Source organism: Litchfieldia alkalitelluris (genome assembly GCF_002153425.1).
GTDB lineage: Bacteria > Bacillota > Bacilli > Bacillales > Salisediminibacteriaceae > Evansella > Evansella alkalicola.
The window spans coordinates 4,567,783-4,585,181 of record NZ_KZ119600.1 but is presented as its reverse complement, the minus strand read 5'-3'; the positions used below and the strand labels follow the sequence as shown (position 1 = coordinate 4,585,181).

Genomic DNA, 17,399 nt, shown 5'->3' with positions numbered 1-17,399 from the left:
GTCAAATTAAGAGATCAGCTCATCAAACAACTCATCACGATTGAAGGTCGGATCCAAAATCATATTCAGCGGTACTTCCCTGAATTCTTTAACGTATTTGGTGATTGGGAAGGAAAAGCGGCTCAATGTACGTTGAAGCTGTTTCCATTTCCGGAAGACATCTCTCAGATGACACCAGAAGAAGTCTTACAAAGTTGGAAGCCCTTTGTCCAAAGAGGGGTTGGCATTAAACGAGCAACTAAACTCGTGGAAACCGCACAAAAGAGCATTGGCATCACGGTCGGTTTAACCTTTGCCAAGCGTGAAATTCAAAGTCTTCTTGACCAACACGAACTCTTTAAAACCCAACTCAACGAGTTGGATGAGGAGTTAGAATTGTTGGTTATGACGATTCCTGGTGCCGAAGAAATGATCGCTATACCAGGGTTAGGACCCGTGACAGTCGCAACGTTCTTCGCTGAAGTCGGGGATATTAAAAATTACAACCACCCCCAACAACTCGTGAACTTAGCGGGCTTGTCTTTGAAGGAGCACAGTTCAGGTAAGTATAAAGGGCAGTCGAGGATTTGCAAGAGAGGCCGAAAACGACTACGCAAAGCATTATATTTAGCGATTCGACCGCTCGTTGCCCACAATCCAACATTCAAAACCCTGCATCATCATTATACTCATCGCCCTGAACGCCCACTGAAGAAACAGCAGTCATTGATTGCATTGTGTTGTAAATTACTACGCGTCTTATTTGTGATTGGACAGAAACAATGTCCTTTTGATCCAACGAAATTAACACAAGGATTGTCTAAATCTGAAAGACTTGAGGTAGCATAATCTAATTTAAAAGCAAAGCAAGAACTATAGTTAATGACAAATACCAATAGTGCAGAGTCGGAGCATATTTATTCCATACGGGCATAGACCCAGCATAGGAGCTTATCCGACCTCCACCTCGTGGATACGCAGGACGAAGGAATGTATGGAGAACCATCCGGAGAGACATGGGAGGGTGAGCGGCCGCGAGTGTCGTGGAGATTAGGAGCACGGTCATACTATTTTTTCCAAACTCATCCAGTTTGGACGTTAGGATGGCCTATTATCTGTAAATATTATTAAGCTCTACCACTCTCATCCAACGATTCTTTTGTCTTTACTATTGGTTGGTTTTAAAATCCTGAGATATCAGGAGCATTTAAGAGATATTTTTACTTTATAGAGGGAGGCATAATTTAGAAAGGAGTGCAGTTAAACATATATGAGTAAAAGCTACTTTAGCATATTTGTAATGGTTGTTTTAGTCATTACTGTGCTGTTTGTTTTCAGTGAACCGCAGGGAAACAGCGGTAAAACTGCAAGTGAGGATTTGAATGTTGGACAGCTGCAAAGTGAAAATGAACGATTGAAGACTGAATTACTAGAGCAGGAGGCGTTGATGGCCGCGGCAGATTTAGTAGACACTAAAGAGATTGTATCTGCTATAAAAACAGTAGAGACCTTCTTAGAAACTAGTAGTATTGAAGAAGCGAAGCCTTATTTTTCCAAATCAGTGACTTTTGAAGAGGACACAGAGGGGGAAGAAAACCTAATAACATTTCCATCAAAGCAATTATATGAATTTGTTTCAGAGCCTGATCTGGAGTTAATGGACTTTCAAATAAATATCGAAGGGGTTGTATTACATTATCATGAAATACTGCCTGAGGAGATTACATATTTGTGGGATATACATTTAAAAATAGAGGAGGAGGGCTGGAAAATTAATTTAATAGAAATTAACTTTTCTGACCCTATTTTAACCCAGCCATAGTAGTAATAAAGTTAGTGCAACACTAATATATTCCTCTATTTTTTTATAACTTTTAGGACAAGTGCGTCTTAGTAGGCATTTTATTTTCTAGTTTCAGTTCCCCTAGTTATATTCCATATTTCCTGTAGGACAGGCATTTTCTCCATCTCTTCATCTGTTACTTCTTCCCAAATAATTCCTGAAGGTTTTTCGTAAGGGGAATTAGTTTTGATCAATCCTTCCTCCGTTGCGATCCAGTCCACCGTTAAATCATATTCGTCCTTTGGAAGGTCATCTTCCACAAGTTGGACAGAGTGGATTGTTCCAATAATAGGAATTGGTGGGTTACCAAGCTCCCTTATAATTGCGTATTCCCTGTCCGCGTAGCCTTCTCCTTTTCCGAGTCTTCGTCCATCCCTGTGCAGGGCAACCGAACCAACAAATAACAGATCAATAGTTGGCAGTTCCTTTAATGGGATTACTTCTCCATAGTTTAATATGTTTTTTAAGCTAGCTGCTTTCTTTTCTTCTCCAGGCGGTACAGAAGCGGGATCTACATGAATAAATCCGTCTTTTAGGCGTGGTGTTGGAACTAGCAGTATTTTTCCGTCCTTTAAAACTTGTGTGCGGATTGGTAGCATTGGAGAATCAGGGTTCACCTTTACTACCTTCGCTTCTATGTATTCTTTCATTTGAAAAACATGAGCCGCAGCCTTTTCTGCTCCTTTAAAGTTGGGTATCCGCCCTTTTAAAGGAAATGGAAACCTGCCAACCTTTTGTTCCATCATGGTATCCCAAACTGCCTCACGAATTTCCTGTTTTGATTTTTTCGTTTTCACTGAAATCACCTCTAGTTCACATTATAGTCGGGGACCTGGTCCCGCACAAATTTGTTAAAGTTCACAAAAAATTCGGGGACCAGGTCCCCGAATTTTCGATGTTAAAATCTTATGGAAAATAAAGGATAAATGTTAGTGGTATAGAATAAAAATTGTATATGGAATAACAAATACTGGAAGGGTGAGTGAGGAGGTGGTTATATGCAAAATAAACATAAGTCCGCAATTTTTGGAGCTTTTATACTTTTAACCCTAGGGATAATTAATGAATCATTTATTTATGGATTATTTTTTGGCTCACGGATAGTAGGACCCATTATATGGATTTCAGTTGGCATATTTATATGGGTGAAACTTGAAACTGCATTTGGATGGGAAATGACAACTAATAAAGAAACAAAAGATAAGGGCGTATCTTAAATTTAGAAAAGAAAACCAAAGAGCTTGAGTCCTCTGAGTGTCTTAAAGTTAAAATTTCGGGAAAATTCGGGGACCAGGCTGTTTGATCTGCTTAGTTAAGCTTCTAAACGGTCGTTATTAACTTGTTTAATCGACTGTTTGCTGTGACAAAATTTGAAAACAGTCGGTAAGAGCATGTTTAATCGACTGTTTGCTGTGACAAAACTTCTAAACAGTCGGTAAGAGCTTGTTTAATCGACCGTTTGCTGTGACAAAACTTCTAAACAGTCGTTATTAACTTGTTTTATCGACTGTTTGCTGTGACAAAATTTGAAAACAGTCGATAAGAGCTTGTTTAATCGACCGTTTGCTCTGATAAAACTTCTAAACGGTCGATAAGAGCTTGTTTTATCGACTGTTTGCTATGACAAAATTTGAAAACAGTAGATAAGAGGTTGTTTTATCGACCGTTTGCTGTGACAAAACTTCTAAACGGTCGGTAAGAGGTTGTTTAATCGACCGTTTGCTCTGATAAAACTTCTAAACAGTCGGTAAGAGGTTGTTTAATCGACCGTTTGCTATGACAAAATTTGAAAACAGTCGATAAGAGGTTGTTTAATCGACCGTATGCTGTGACAAAATTTGAAAACGGTCGGTAAGAGGTTGTTTTATCGACCGTTTGCTATGAAAAAATTTGAAAACGGTCGGTAAGAGCTTGTTTAATCGACCGTTTGCTGTGACAGAATTTGAATACAGTCGGTAAGAGCTTGTTTAATCGACCGTTTGCTATGAAAAAATTTGAAAACGGTCGGTAAGAGGTTGTTTAATCGACTGTTTGCTGTGACAAAATTTGAAAACAGTCGATAAGAGCTTGTTTAATCGACCGTTTGCTCTGACAAAACTTCTGAACGGTCGGTATGAACCCGCTTAATCGACCGTTTGCTCTGATAAAATTTGAAAACAGTCGTTATGAACCCGCTTAATCGTGGTCCAGCACAAATTCTTTAAAGTTCACAAAAAAGTCGGGGACCAGGTCCCCGACTTTTCTTAAAATATAAAATGTGCGATGACAACAATAATTGGTAGTGTGATGATTGTTCTTTCTAAGAAAATAATTACTAAGTCTTTAAAGTTAATCGGAATTTTGGAACCGAGAAGTACGCCCCCAACTTCCGATAAATAGATTAACTGTGTGACAGATACACAGGCGATAATGAATCGAGTCATTTCACTTTCTATGCCACTTGCAAAAATAGCTGGTAAGAACATGTCTGCAAATCCTACAACTAACGTTTCAGATGCAGCAGCAGCCTCAGGTACTTGCATGAGCTCTAGAATAGGAACAAAAGGATAACCAACCCAAGCAAAGAAGCTTGTGTTTTCAGCTATGATTAATGCAATTGTACCAAAAGCCATAACAACAGGAGTAACTCCTAGTAATAAGTCTAGAACATTCTTAGATCCGTCTTGTAAAAACGATTTAATACTTGTGTTTTTATCAGCTTGCTCTTTTGCTTTTGTGAATCCCCATTTTGCTGGAGTAAGATTAATGAATCCAAATTTCAAAGGCTTCACATGAGCAGGTACTGTTTCATCAAGCTTTACTTCTTGTCCGTTTGCATACGTTAACGGTTTTCTAGATAAAGGTGGAATTCGCGGCATAATAATTGCTGCTACGAAACCAGCGAATAAGATAGTTGCATAGAAAGGCAGGAACATGTGTTGAAGTCCAACTTCCTCAATTACTACTAAAGAAAACGTAATAGAAACAACAGAGAATGTTGTACCGATTACAGCTGCTTCTCGCTGAGAGTAATAGCCTTCTTCGTATTGCTTGTTAGTTAACACAACCCCTAGAGTTCCGTCCCCTAACCAAGAAGTAAGGGAATCAATTGAAGAACGTCCAGGAAGTTTAAATAAAGGACGCATCACTTTTGTAAGCATGGAACCAAAGAATTCTAATAAACCGAAATTAAGTAATAATGGTAGGAATAGTCCTGCAAAAATAAAGATTGCAAATAGAGTATGAAGAAGTCCTCCGTCCCCTAATAGTAATCCACCAGTATACGGGTCGTGTACATAGTCTGGTCCGATTTGGAAGTAAGTCATGATTGCTAAGACCATCCCAATAAGGCGGGTAGCATACCAGAAAGGACTCACATCAAACAGCTTAACAAAGAATGGGCTTGATGTTAGCACTTTTGGCTTTACGTGTTTTTGTATCGCGACACCTACAAAACTTAAAGTTATGATAGCGGTCATAATTTCAGGTAGAAATGCCCCTACTAAATCCTTTAACCAATTTGCAAGAAGGGCAACAGGGATTGTAAAACCCCCATCGACTGGTACTGGAGTCATAAACAATCCGATACCAATCAGTGATGGAATCAAAAATTTCCAAAAAGCTTTAGGTGATATATTATTATTTGTATGATTGCTATTATTACTCAACGTGTTCTCCTCCAAAAATAAATAAATTATTATTCAACAAAATCTATATTAATACACAATCATGAATTAATCAACATAAAAATTTATTTTTATGCAACAAAATTGCATATATAAAGTGTTTTTATAATATTTTTTGAATATTTATAGAATATCGACTCGTCAATAAGTTAGTTTAGTATAGTAAATTGTTGAAATATTTTTAATAGTACGCAACTTTGAGGGGCGTTCATATACATTTAGAAGGATTTCCAACATCGTATGTAAAATATGTATAGGAATGAAAACCATAAGCTTATGTGAATTTCACTTTGAGAACTGGAGTCTAAAACATGACTAGTTTTAAAATAAATAACCAAAATGAAAAAAATGAAATCCTGCCTCAATTCACCCTAGACTTGGACGAAGCCAATATTACTGCTGTACACAGTGATATGGAATTGCAGGCAGAATTAATAAATACCTTAATGCATGAGAGTGGAATTTCAGTTTTTGATATGAAGGAAGGATTATACGAACGATTAACTGTAGAAGATAACATTGCTTTTTACCATAAGTGGTTTGAATGTAAAATACCAATTGCAGAGGTACTTGTGCTCTTTGATTTACAGGCTTGTGTAAAAAAGGTTCTTAAAAAGTGTACCCGATCCGAGCAAAGGAGAGTGTATTTCGCTAAATACTATATGACTAATACTCACCCAAAAGTTTTTGTGGAGCCAATACATGGTGTCGATATTAAAACGACTAATACTTTTCTTACGCTGTTAGAACAATTTAAGAAGTACAATATTCCCACCCTTATTCTCGTTTCTAATATGGAGCACGCGCTGCTTCTAGGAAATGTTGCTTATAAGCTGAATGAGAAAGGGCTTCATGAGATCGAAGTAGAGAGTAGTGATTCAGAGCCTATAGATGAAGGGCAAGCTTTCACACCATCGACGGTAAAACTATTTAAGATTCCTGCGAAAGTAGATGACAAAGTGATATTATTTGACCCCCTTGAAATTGATTACATTGAAAGTCAAGATGGTAAATCGATGATTGTTATAAATGATACATCTTACGCTATGGATGCTACACTTGCTGAAACTGAAAAAACGTTAGAGATTTATGGGTTTTTTAGGTGTCACCGGTCTTACATAGTAAATTTACAAAAAGTTCGTGAGATCATCACTTGGTCAAAAAACACGTACTCCCTTAGAATTGATAATCGAGTCCAATCGACTATTCCACTGTCACGGACCAAAATACAAGATATCCAAGAAATGTTCAACCTTAAATAAGTACAGTTCGGTATGCCATGGGAAAAAATGAGTCGTATTGAATATTATATCGGTACACTTCAACCTCTTTTATGTACATTTCATCTTGATATGGCTGTAAAGACAACAGTTACAGTATACGATGAATGTAGCTTATCAAAGGAGGTTTTCAATATTGGATTATGCAATTGAGGTACAAGGATTAAAGAAGGCTTTTCACCAAAATCAAGTAATTAATGATATTAGCTTTCAAGTGAAAAAAGGTGAAATATTTGGATTTCTCGGGCCAAGTGGTTCTGGGAAAACTACGACAATTAAAATTTTGACAGGAGAACTTGTTCAAAAAGATGGTTACGTGAAAGTACTAGATGTTCATTCACAGAAATTTAGCAGGGCTAACTTTAGATCAAGAATTGGAATTTTATCAGATAATAGTTCGTTATATGAACGTCTAACAGTCTATGATAACTTGAAACTGTTTTGTAAGTTATATCATGCACCGCTTGAACAAATAGATGTGATACTTCATGAAGTAGATTTGGTGGATGCGCGGAAAAAAATAGTGTCAAAGTTATCAAAAGGAATGAAGCAACGAGTATTGCTTGCTAAAGCACTGATTCATCAACCTGAAATTGTGTTTCTTGATGAGCCTACTTCTGCGTTAGATCCTGGAAATATGGCGCATATCCACCGTGGCCTACAGAAACTGAATGAAGCGGGTACGACAATCTTTCTGACCACACACGATATGGAAGAAGCTACCTTGTTATGTGATCGTGTTGCATTTTTAAATAAAGGGGAGCTGCAAGAGATGGGCAGTCCTGAGGAACTCCGTTATAAATATTCTACCCACGCTTTTCATGTGGAAACCTTTGATGGGAAAAAGTTAATAATTGAAAATGAAGCGAAGAATGGTGATAAAATTCGAGACCTCATTGTAAATGACCGCGTAAAATCATTGCATACTGATAAACCGACGCTTGGTCAAATCTTCTTGAAAGTTACTGGAAAGGAGTTGGTGTAATGAATACGCAGCGCATAAGTGCCATCTTTGAAAAGGATTTAAAAGACTTCATGAAAAACATGATGCTCTTAATGATGCCGATCATACCAATTGTATTAGCAGTTGTTTATAGTAGACTTGGAGAAGGTGAAGAGCTTCCACTGGTAGTCATATATATCGTTGTTGGAGTCATTTTTTCAGCAGTTACAACAAGTATCATGATGACGATGATGGCGGAGGAGAATGAGAAGAAAACTTTAAGGGGACTTATGCTATCACCAGCATCGTTTCTAGATATCATAATCGGGAAAAGTCTTGTAACAGGTCTGATGACTCTAATTACTTTAGTCATTTCATTCTCCATCATAGGTTTTGGGCCTATTTTAAATATCTATACAATAATTGGCTTATTTTTATTGTTTTTGTTTTTTCTATTCCTTGGCATTGGGATTGGGTTATTCTCCAAATCGATTGCATCAACATCTGCCTACATGATGCCAGTTATGTTTTTATTCGGGTTCACACCAATGATTGAATTTCTCGGTTTACCGGAGGGGAGTTTTGGGTTAAAACTAGCTGACAACTTCCCACTTATGCAAGTAATGAAAGTGAGTGATACGGGCTCATGGCTACCATTGGGTGTTGTTACGATTTGGGTAATTGGAGCCGCACTGTTCACCCTTATATGTTTTAAAAAGACGAAAACAGACGATTAATAAAAACGACTGCTTAGGGAAGTTTGATTTGCTCCCCTATAGCAGCCGTTTTTGATTTTTTCGAAGAAACTATCCTTATCCTATTAACTTGCTTCAGATTTCGCATCTTCCTTCTCTTGCTTAGCTACCTTCAAGAATCGGTGCGTTTCTGTTACTACAATTCCTGACAGACCAAGGAGACCAATTAAGTTCGGAACAGCCATAAGTCCGTTCATAATATCTGCGAAGCCCCAGATAATATCGTTTGAACCTAGTGCACCGACAAGAATGAAGAGAACAAATACGATACGGTAAAATTTAATACTTTCCTCTTTAAATAAGTAACCAAAGCATTTTTCACCGTAATAAGACCAACCAAGAATCGTTGAGAATGCGAAGAACGCAAGGCCGATAGAAACGATAGCACCACCTGTTGTTCCAAGGAAGAACTCGAAAGTGCTAGATGTTAATGCTGCACCTGAGAGGTCACCTAGATACAAGTTACCCATAACGATAGTAATACCAGTGATGGAACACACGATGATTGTATCGATAAATACTTGTGTCATGGATACGAGTGCTTGACGTCCTGGATAATCCGTTTTTGCTGCAGCTGCTGCAATTGGTGCGGACCCGAGACCTGCCTCGTTAGAGAATACTCCACGTGCAACCCCCCAACGGATTACAGCACCGATGGCACCACCTGCTACTGCCTGCCCAGTGAAAGCATCTGTGAAAATAAGTCCAACTGCTGCTGGTACGAGATCAAAGTTCATGACCATTAAGACAACACCAGCACCGATATAGAAGAGTGCCATGATAGGTACGAAATAAGCCGTTACTTTACCTATGCTTTTAATACCACCAAGAATAACAAGACCAGCTAATACTGTTAAAACAATACCAGTAACCCATGTCGGAATGTTAAAGGTTCCACCTAGAGCGGAGGAAACTTCATTTGCCTGTACGACATTACCGATACCGAAGGCTGCTAAAGCCCCGAATATAGCAAACAATACTGCTAACCATTTCTGCTTTAGCCCTTTCTCTAAGTAATACATTGGACCACCGGAATATTCCCCGTTTTTCCCCTGAACGCGGTATTTCACAGCTAGAATGGCCTCAGCATATTTCGTTGCCATCCCAAATAATGCGGTGATCCACATCCAGAACACGGCGCCAGGTCCACCGAGGAATACGGCTGCGGCAACCCCGGCGATGTTCCCTGTTCCGATGGTTGCTGCCAATGCTGTTGTCAAAGCTTGATAATGCGTGATGTCACCTTTAGATTCTTTGTCGTGCCCTTGGCGGGTAAAAACAAGTTTTAATGCGTAAGGAAGAGTACGGAATTGTAAAAATGCCAATCGAAATGTTAAATAAACACCTGTACCTACGATTAAAACAAGCATTGGGATGCCCCAGACGACATCGTTAACACTACCAATTATTCCTTCAATAGTTTCTACCAATAAAAAGACCCCCTTATATATAAGTTGTTTAAATTATATTTAATATTCAGAAAAATAGAAATAGTTTTGTCTCAGAAAATGTAAATTTTTTTTGAAGTGGTTGGTGGGAGTGGCGCTGGAGGTTATGTTCAGTGTGCTCCGAGCTTTATTTTTGGTTGATAGTGCTCGGAGTGAAGTAGATTGGAGAGCTCCGGGCACTAATATTGTTAGATAGTGCCCGAAACAAAGCTGAGTCGATTGCTCCGAGCACTATTCTAAGTTGATAGTGCCCGAAGCGAAGTTGAGTGAAGTGTTTCGGGCACTAATATAGGTTGATAGTTCCCGAAGCGAAGTTGAGTGGAGTGTTTCGGGCACTAATATTGTTAGATAGTGCCCGAAGCAAAGTTGAGTGGAGTGTTTCGGGCACTAATATTGTTAGATAGTGCCCGAAGCAAAGTTGATTGGAAAGCTCCGGTCACTAATATTGTTAGATAGTGCCCGAAGCGAAGTTGAATGGAGTGTTTTGGGCACTAATATAGGTTGATAGTGCCCGAAGCGAAGTTGAATGGAAAGCTCCGGGCACTAATATTGTTAGATAGTGCCCGAAGCAAAGTTGAATGGAGAGCTCCGGGCACTAATATAGGTTGATAGTGCCCGGAGCGAAGTTGAGTGGAGTGTTTCGGTCACTATTCTAGGTTGATAGTGCCCGAAGCAAAGTTGAATGGAAAGCTCCGGGCACTAATATTGTTAGATAGTGCCCGAAGCAAAGTTGAATGGAGTGTTCCGGGCACTAATATAGGTTGATAGTGCTCGAAGCGAAGTTGAGTGGAGTGTTTCGGGCACTAATATTGTTTAATAGTGCCCGAAGCGAAGTTGGATGGAGAGCTCCGGGCACTAATATAGGTTGATAGTGCCCGAAGCGAAGTTGAATGGAGTGTTCCGGGCACTATTCTAGGTTGATAGTGCCCGAAGCGAAGTTGAATGGAGTGTTCCGGGCACTATTCTAGGTTGATAGTGCCCGAAGCAAAGTTGAATGGAGTGTTCTGGGCACTATTCTAGGTTGATAGTGCCCGAAGCGAAGTTGGATGGAGAGCTCCGGGCACTAATATAGGTTGATAGTGCCCGAAGCAAAGTTGAATGGAGAGCTCCGGGCACTAATATTGTTAGATAGTGCCCGGAGCGAAGTTGAGTGGAGTGTTCCGGGCACTAATATAGGTTGATAGTGCCCGAAGCAAAGTTGAGTCAATAGCTCCGGGAACTATTCAGCACTGAGTGTTCCCTAAGTAAAGCCGCGCAAGCGCAGTTAGAATGAAAATGGAGCTTACTAATTAAATCCCCTATGCTTAAAAACACAAAAAAACAAAAAAACAAAAAAAGCAAAAATCAAAAATCACCCTTGGCCACAAGCTATAATTAGCTTTTTGACCAAGGGTGACTGCTACGGCTACATTGAACGCATTTCGAAGTAACCACAGTTAATTCTACGGTAGTATTGATCGCAGTAATTGCTCCTAGCGCCTTAAAGAACGCAATGAGCAGTTTGACCGCTAAATTCCAAACTCAAAATTCCAAATCCAAAATTCCAAATCCCAAACTCTAATTTCTAATTAAAAAGCCCATTCGCCTTTACGGAAGACTGGTTCAACGGTTCCGTCTTCTTTAATGCCATCAATGTCCATTTCTCCAGATCCCATCATGAAATCAACATGTGTAATACTTGTGTTAATTCCATTTTCCTCAAGCTCTTCCTTCGTCATTTGTGCCCCGCCCTTTACGTTTGTAGGATAGGCACTACCTAGTGCAAGGTGGTTTGATGCATTTTCGTCATATAAAGTGTTGTAGAAAAGAATGCCAGACTGGGAAATCGGTGAACTGTGAGGAACTAATGCAACCTCACCAATGTGACGGGCACCTTCATCTGTATCAAGTAGATGTTGTAAAGTTTCTTCTCCTACTTCTGCCTTGAAATCTACTACTTTTCCGTTTTCAAAAGTCAGGGTGAACCCATCAATTGTGTTTCCACCATAGTTTAGTGGCTTCGTGTTAGAAACAGTTCCATTTACACCATCTTTTTTAGCTGCGGTGAAAACTTCCTCTGTTGGCATATTTGCAACAAAATGAACGCCATCCTGGTTAGGGCCGCCACCACCAACCCAAATGTGACCTTCAGGTAGCTCAATTGTTAAGTCTGTTCCAGGTGCTTTATAATGAAGCTTCTTATACTTCTTTTCATTTAAAGTCTTTGATTTATCTTGAAGAGTCTGATCATGTTCTTTCCAAGCTGCTACTGGGTCTGGCGTGTTTATACGAACTGCTTCAAACATCGCTTCCCAAAGTTTTGCTTCTTGCTCTTCTTCTGGTATATTAGGGAATACTTTAGCGGCCCACGATTTAGAAGGAGCCGAAATTACTAACCAACTTACTTTGTCTGTTTGTATGTATTCTCGATATTTGTCCATTGCTTGGCCTGCTGCTTTATTAGCAGCTGCAATTTTTTTGCCGTCAACGCCCTTTAATAGTTCAGGGTCAGTGGATTTAATAGACATAAATGCTGCACCATTTTCTTCAAGCTCTTCAAATCCTCTCGCTTTCCAGGTTGGGAATTCTGTAAATGCTTCAAAAGGTGCCATGTCGTACTTCATGCGAGTTAAATCATCGTCGTTCCATTCAACATGAACGTTTTTTGCTCCTGCTTCATAAGCTTTCTTAGCGATTAACCGTACGAAGTCGACAGAAGCGATAGGTGCATTCACAACAAGCGTCTGACCTTGCTGAACATTAACACCAACTTTTACAGCAAGTTCTGCATATTTTTCGAGTTTTTCGTTAAATTGAGTCATAGTCATCTCCCTTTTCATTTTTTTATAGATGGCTCTGTTAAAAGAAAATGCTGATTTACTGTAACGTATGTACCTGAAACAAAAGATCACACATCAAAGCTTAACAGGTCCTTTAGAAAAGTCTTTATTTTGTTTTAACTTCGGTTTTATTGTAACAGTTTTTATGCAATGATGAAACTTCGAGACTCGAAAGTAATATTGGATAAGACGTAAATAATGGACGTGACTATTAGGATTGGACAAATCTTGATAAAAACTAGATTAACTGTCGTCGAATTGTGGTATTCAATCAATGAATCTATAAAAATATGTAAACCTGCAACTTTTGTTGTGCCAGATACGTCTAATAACATAAAATGATATATACATTTCCATAAATATGGGATTGTTTTACATGGTCTATAAAGATCATAGAAAGGAAGACAAATCATGAAATCCTTTTTTAAAAGTCATAGATTCATGTTACTTTGCCTTGGGATATTGTGGGTAAAGACTTTTGTGATTTCTAGCCTAACGTTTAACATCAATATAAATAAATACTTGGAAGCGATTATTTTTGCTGTGAATCCCCTTGCTTTTTTATTAGTTGTGTTTAGTATCGGTGTTCTGTTCAAACCAAAGGTACAGCCTAAATACTATTTCATTATTAGTTTATTGTTATCAATCGTGCTTTACTCCAACTCAGTTTATTTTCGAGAGTTTAGCGATATTATCACGCTTCCCATGTTAGTCATGGGGGCGAATATGGGAGATTTAAGTACTAGTATCTTTGCCCTTATTCAATGGTACGACGTTTTCTTTTTTGTAGATGTACTGCTTATTGGATATTTTATGTTTAAAACGCCAGCAGTATTAACCGTCACACAGACCTCCTTTAAACAAACGAGGAGTAAATTTGCTGTCATTGCAGTGATTGTGCTGACAATTGTTGGTCTCATTCAATTTAATCACCCTGAAACTCGCACACATTCTTTTAACCGGGACCATCTCGTGCAGTCAATGGGTATCTACAACTTTTATGTGTATGATGCGGGGGTGCATACCCTAACTAGCACACAAACTGTATTTGCTGATGTGGGTGACTGGTGGAATATTGAACGGTATTTGGAAGAGAATAGGGTAGAACCTAATAAAGATATGTTTGGTGTTGCAGAGGACATGAATGTCGTCGTCGTTTCCCTTGAATCAGTCGAGAGCTTTGTAATTGGTGAAACGATACACGGAGAGGAAATAACACCATTTTTAAATGAGTTGATTGAAGAGAGCTTTTATTTTGAAAACTTTTATTATCAAACTGGTCAAGGGAAAACATCCGATGCAGAGTTCCTTATAAACAATTCCCTTTATCCATTAGGACGAGGGGCTGTGTTTCACACCCATACAGACAATGAATTTGAAGCACTACCTGGCATTTTAAAGGAACAAGGCTACTATAATGCATCATTCCATGCAAATACTGAAACTTTTTATAACCGAGATATTATGTATGAAAACTTTGGCTATGATAGATTTTATGAAATGGAAGATTATGAGATTACTGAAGAAAATTCAGTAGGCTGGGGAATGAAAGACATTGACTGGATTGAACAGTCTATGGAATATGTGAAGGAGCTTCCAGAGCCGTTTTATAGTACCTTCCTAACCTTAACAAACCATTTCCCTTATGAATTAGGGCAAGAAGATCATTTTATTGATCCTTATGATTCAGAAAGTGAGATTGTCAATCAATACTTCCCTACAGTTCGATATACAGATGAGGCAATGAAGGTTCTAGTTGAGGGCTTAAAAGATGAGGGATTATACGAAAATACGATTCTTATCATGTACGGGGATCATTACGGGATAGCAAACAGTCATTATGATGAACTGGAGAAGTTTCTTGGAAAAGAAATTGATCCTGTTGAAGAAATAAAGTTGGAACGTGTCCCCCTTATTATTCACATTCCAGGAATGGAAGGGGAGAGGTTGGATACAGTTTCAGGTCAAATAGATGTGATGCCTACCATTTTGAACCTCCTTGGAATTCCAGAACAGGATAAAATTATGTTCGGCAGTGACTTATTTGCTGAAGATCGAGAAGACTTTGCAGTTCTTCGTAATGGGAATGTAATAACTGATGAGATAATTTTTCACCATGGTGTTTGTTATGAGGAAAAATCAGGTGAAGAAATACCATTAGAAAACTGTGAAGAAGCTGTAAAACGAGGGGAAATGGAGTTATTTTATTCAGATGAGATCATCTACAGTGATTTGTTTAGATTCAGGGAATAGTAGATTAGATCGAATTTACTGAACTATTGTAACAAATGATATATTGATATAGTTTTTTCTGATGTGGTGTCAGCCATTCCATATTAGTTCAGGGTAAAGAGCTGGGGCGTAATATGTCCTAGCTTTTTCTTATCAAAAAAACTGTTTGATCATATTTAATGAAGGGAAATTACTTATGTGGATTAATTATAAAATCTTTTTAGCTACTTGAAAGGAATAATTAGGTATTTGTCATGTTTTGTCGAATTTGATTAAGAAAGATAAGAGGTTTTGATAGAAAAAGTAGAATGTATTAAATATATTCCGAAAATATGTTATAGTAATTTACCTAACTTATGAAGGTACAATGAAGAATAATTATAATAAGAGGGGGTGAATCATATGGTGAAGGTTTCGAGACCATTTACAGATAAGTATTTACGTTATGTAATAAGTTGGCTTTTATTTGGTCTGTTTGGCAGTTTATATATGTGGCAGTGGAGTTGGATCTATGGGATCGCTAGCTTGCTCGTGGCATTTTGTTTATCTTTCGGCCTTGATTTACTATATCGATATATTGTGAAAAGTAAAGTGAGAGCGATGGTTAATGAGGAGCCGCTTGTAGTCGTAGATGCAATCCGCTTGAAGAGAGAAAGAAGGGGTTACCTTGTCGTGACCGATAGTTTTGTTTTATTTGTACCAGTGTTCCGAAAAATAAAAACAGTGGTGGAAATAAAACAAATTGTGCGTATCGAATCAGAGCGTTTAGGGTTAGAAATAATAGCTAAACTACCGAATAATTACCACGTCTTTTCCTTCGCATTGATATCTTCGAAAAAGTTTTTACCAGTTTTAAAGGAGTTAACAGGGGAGTCACTTCCTTATAAATATGACCGGCTTCATAATCACAGCATATAATAAAATTGGTGAAAGGGATCAATATTTCGATGCAAACTATACTATGCATAAAAGATGAGTAAAGAATGAGCACCTTTATTTATAGGATGCTCATTCTTTTTATTCTATTTGGATGGAAAGATTGTGTAAGACCATGAATAGAGAAAGTCCACTATGAAAACCACGGACCAGATCATGCCAATATAGTATAGGGTCTCAGTTGGATATGGAGATTGTTCTGAGGTGCCAGCTTCTATCCAGGAAAAATCAGTGATATATGAAAGCATTTCTTGAAAGCCTTGGGTTCCCAGAGACCAGAAAATAAATTGTACTGTCAAAAAAACAATCATGTGTATTGTTGCACTCCAACGATATTTTTTTGCTTTAAGCTTGGGATCTTTGTTTCTTTCCAGTATATAATAGTCTTTTTCACTTAAAAGTTCTATGCCACGCCATTCTCCAACTTTTCTCCTCATCCATCGATCCAATCGAAGGAAATCAAAGATCCCAAACGTACAGGCATATATAACAAAGATTGTGATGACGAGCTGGAAGGTGGAGAACTCCCCTGTATATTGATAAATTAGTATACCTAAGACTGCTTCCAGTCCTACAAGTGCAAGGAAAGCGTAGATAAAAAGGAGGCTCAACTTCTTTTTGACTAAAAAATAGCGGAAAAATCCAAATAGAAGGAGGGCAAATATAGACAGTATTTCTGCTACAATAAAAATTCCCCATTGGTATTCGATTAATAATTCCATGGTTATTTCTTGCCTCCTATGTTTCTAGCTTCATTTTTAAGGAAAAATTCAGTTGCTTGTTCTAGAAAATCAAGTACTTCTTGTTCAATCGGATATAAGCCAGCAGATTGTGACTTCTCTTGTGACTTCCTAACTTCCCAGAATGCATTGGACAGCTCATCATTTCCTTCGAATAACTCTTGATCTTTTTCCAAAATCCTTCGTATGATACGTTGCACTTCTATGGCATCAACGCCTTTTGCCATATGCTTTTTTATTTGTGCTAGTAAAGCAACCCATTCCAATGTATCAGGGTCACCGCTGTTTATATTTGGAAGGAGCTCATTTATTTTTTCTTTACCCTCAGTGAACTGTTGCTGTAAAAATTCCTTCCGCTTGAACTTGTTTTGCTGGGAAAAATGGGTGAGCTGCTGTATGTGATGTATATCTACTTTCCCCTCAAGGGCAAATTCATTCATTAAACCTGTGATCAGCTTTTCCATTTGGTCCAGTTTCTCTTTTTCCCTGATGATGTATTTCAACTGGCCTTGCAGCCTGCTAAACCAATCATGGTCTTCGTCCACAAGCATCGTGTCTATCTCTTTTAAAGTAAATCCTAATGACTTTAAAAACTGGATTTCCTGAAGTTTTTTCAGTTCACTTTCTCCGTACAAACGGTGCCCACCGTCAGTTTTACCTGCAGGTATCAACAGTCCAATTTGGTGGTAATGCCTCAATGTCCTTACCGTAACACCTGTTTGTTTTGTGACTTCTTTAATGGATATCATGGAAAAACCT

Annotated in this window: 14 protein-coding genes; 8 read left to right on the top strand and 6 right to left on the bottom strand. The window is 38.3% G+C overall.

Annotation, left to right across the window (positions count from 1 at the left end; translation table 11 throughout):
- Both BW724_RS21695 and BW724_RS21690 read left to right on the top strand, forming a co-directional pair.
- A partial coding sequence (locus tag BW724_RS21695) for a transposase (RefSeq protein WP_140355103.1) occupies window positions 1–828 on the top strand: 828 nt, incomplete at its 5' end.
- Between the two features lie 421 nt (window positions 829–1,249).
- Window positions 1,250–1,801 carry a hypothetical protein gene (locus BW724_RS21690; protein ID WP_088077149.1) on the top strand — a complete coding sequence of 184 codons (552 nt, stop codon included), beginning with the start codon at window positions 1,250–1,252 and terminating at the stop codon, window positions 1,799–1,801.
- Between the two features lie 80 nt (window positions 1,802–1,881).
- Here BW724_RS21690 and BW724_RS21685 read toward each other — a convergent pair whose 3' ends face one another.
- Window positions 1,882–2,619 (bottom strand): 5-formyltetrahydrofolate cyclo-ligase, encoded by a 738-nt coding sequence (locus BW724_RS21685; RefSeq protein WP_268876165.1) that lies wholly within the window; start codon window positions 2,617–2,619, stop codon window positions 1,882–1,884.
- Window positions 2,620–2,820: 201 nt separating this feature from the next.
- Here BW724_RS21685 and BW724_RS21680 point away from each other — a divergent pair, with 201 nt between their 5' ends.
- The gene (locus BW724_RS21680) at window positions 2,821–3,039 is read left to right on the top strand and encodes a hypothetical protein (RefSeq protein WP_088077148.1); all 219 of its coding nucleotides are present in this window, start codon (window positions 2,821–2,823) and stop codon (window positions 3,037–3,039) included.
- A 1,026-nt stretch (window positions 3,040–4,065) separates the two neighbouring features.
- Here BW724_RS21680 and BW724_RS21675 read toward each other — a convergent pair.
- Complete coding sequence (locus BW724_RS21675; RefSeq protein WP_088078148.1) at window positions 4,066–5,376, bottom strand: YjiH family protein; 1,311 nt, start codon at window positions 5,374–5,376, stop codon at window positions 4,066–4,068.
- Window positions 5,377–5,798: 422 nt separating this feature from the next.
- Here BW724_RS21675 and BW724_RS21670 point away from each other — a divergent pair, with 422 nt between their 5' ends.
- From BW724_RS21670 to BW724_RS21660, 3 genes are all read left to right on the top strand, one after another.
- Window positions 5,799–6,749, top strand: a complete 951-nt coding sequence (locus BW724_RS21670; RefSeq protein ID WP_088077147.1) for a response regulator transcription factor — start codon at window positions 5,799–5,801, stop codon at window positions 6,747–6,749.
- Window positions 6,750–6,903: 154 nt separating this feature from the next.
- The gene (locus tag BW724_RS21665) at window positions 6,904–7,752 is read left to right on the top strand and encodes an ABC transporter ATP-binding protein (protein WP_088077146.1); all 849 of its coding nucleotides are present in this window, start codon (window positions 6,904–6,906) and stop codon (window positions 7,750–7,752) included.
- Entirely contained in the window at window positions 7,752–8,447 is a 696-nt protein-coding gene (locus BW724_RS21660) for an ABC transporter permease (protein WP_088077145.1), read from the top strand. Before BW724_RS21665 ends, BW724_RS21660 begins: the two co-directional genes overlap by 1 nt.
- A gap of 83 nt (window positions 8,448–8,530) precedes the next feature.
- On the opposite strand, the gene BW724_RS21655 is transcribed toward BW724_RS21660, so the two are convergent.
- Both BW724_RS21655 and BW724_RS21650 read right to left on the bottom strand, forming a co-directional pair.
- Complete coding sequence (locus tag BW724_RS21655) at window positions 8,531–9,835, bottom strand: alanine/glycine:cation symporter family protein (protein ID WP_088078146.1); 1,305 nt, start codon at window positions 9,833–9,835, stop codon at window positions 8,531–8,533.
- Window positions 9,836–11,481: 1,646 nt separating this feature from the next.
- Window positions 11,482–12,714 (bottom strand): aminopeptidase, encoded by a 1,233-nt coding sequence (locus BW724_RS21650; RefSeq protein ID WP_088077144.1) that lies wholly within the window; start codon window positions 12,712–12,714, stop codon window positions 11,482–11,484.
- Between the two features lie 429 nt (window positions 12,715–13,143).
- On the opposite strand from BW724_RS21650, the gene BW724_RS21645 reads away from it, so the two are divergent.
- Both BW724_RS21645 and BW724_RS21640 read left to right on the top strand, forming a co-directional pair.
- The gene (locus tag BW724_RS21645) at window positions 13,144–14,985 is read left to right on the top strand and encodes an LTA synthase family protein (RefSeq protein ID WP_088077143.1); all 1,842 of its coding nucleotides are present in this window, start codon (window positions 13,144–13,146) and stop codon (window positions 14,983–14,985) included.
- A gap of 381 nt (window positions 14,986–15,366) precedes the next feature.
- Window positions 15,367–15,882 carry a hypothetical protein gene (locus BW724_RS21640; RefSeq protein ID WP_088077142.1) on the top strand — a complete coding sequence of 172 codons (516 nt, stop codon included), beginning with the start codon at window positions 15,367–15,369 and terminating at the stop codon, window positions 15,880–15,882.
- 104 nt (window positions 15,883–15,986) lie between these two features.
- Here BW724_RS21640 and BW724_RS21635 read toward each other — a convergent pair whose 3' ends face one another.
- Window positions 15,987–16,622, bottom strand: a complete 636-nt coding sequence (locus BW724_RS21635; protein ID WP_088077141.1) for a hypothetical protein — start codon at window positions 16,620–16,622, stop codon at window positions 15,987–15,989.
- Between the two features lie 2 nt (window positions 16,623–16,624).
- On the bottom strand, window positions 16,625–17,389 hold the full coding sequence (locus BW724_RS21630; protein ID WP_088077140.1) for a MerR family transcriptional regulator: 765 nt from the start codon (window positions 17,387–17,389) through the stop codon (window positions 16,625–16,627).
- Between the last annotated feature and the right edge of the window lie 10 nt (window positions 17,390–17,399).

What these genes read in the sequence shown, in the direction of transcription:
- BW724_RS21640 (WP_088077142.1), top strand. Translation starts at nt 15,367, where the DNA reads ATGGTGAAGGTTTCGAGACCATTTACAGATAAGTATTTACGTTATGTA.
- BW724_RS21655 (WP_088078146.1), bottom strand. Translation starts at nt 9,835, where the DNA reads ATGCTTGTTTTAATCGTAGGTACAGGTGTTTATTTAACATTTCGATTG.
- BW724_RS21675 (WP_088078148.1), bottom strand. Translation starts at nt 5,376, where the DNA reads ATGACTCCAGTACCAGTCGATGGGGGTTTTACAATCCCTGTTGCCCTT.
- BW724_RS21650 (WP_088077144.1), bottom strand. Translation starts at nt 12,714, where the DNA reads ATGACTCAATTTAACGAAAAACTCGAAAAATATGCAGAACTTGCTGTA.
- BW724_RS21630 (WP_088077140.1), bottom strand. Translation starts at nt 17,389, where the DNA reads ATGATATCCATTAAAGAAGTCACAAAACAAACAGGTGTTACGGTAAGG.
- BW724_RS21645 (WP_088077143.1), top strand. Translation starts at nt 13,144, where the DNA reads ATGAAATCCTTTTTTAAAAGTCATAGATTCATGTTACTTTGCCTTGGG.
- BW724_RS21690 (WP_088077149.1), top strand. Translation starts at nt 1,250, where the DNA reads ATGAGTAAAAGCTACTTTAGCATATTTGTAATGGTTGTTTTAGTCATT.
- BW724_RS21635 (WP_088077141.1), bottom strand. Translation starts at nt 16,622, where the DNA reads ATGGAATTATTAATCGAATACCAATGGGGAATTTTTATTGTAGCAGAA.
- BW724_RS21670 (WP_088077147.1), top strand. Translation starts at nt 5,799, where the DNA reads ATGACTAGTTTTAAAATAAATAACCAAAATGAAAAAAATGAAATCCTG.
- BW724_RS21660 (WP_088077145.1), top strand. Translation starts at nt 7,752, where the DNA reads ATGAATACGCAGCGCATAAGTGCCATCTTTGAAAAGGATTTAAAAGAC.
- BW724_RS21680 (WP_088077148.1), top strand. Translation starts at nt 2,821, where the DNA reads ATGCAAAATAAACATAAGTCCGCAATTTTTGGAGCTTTTATACTTTTA.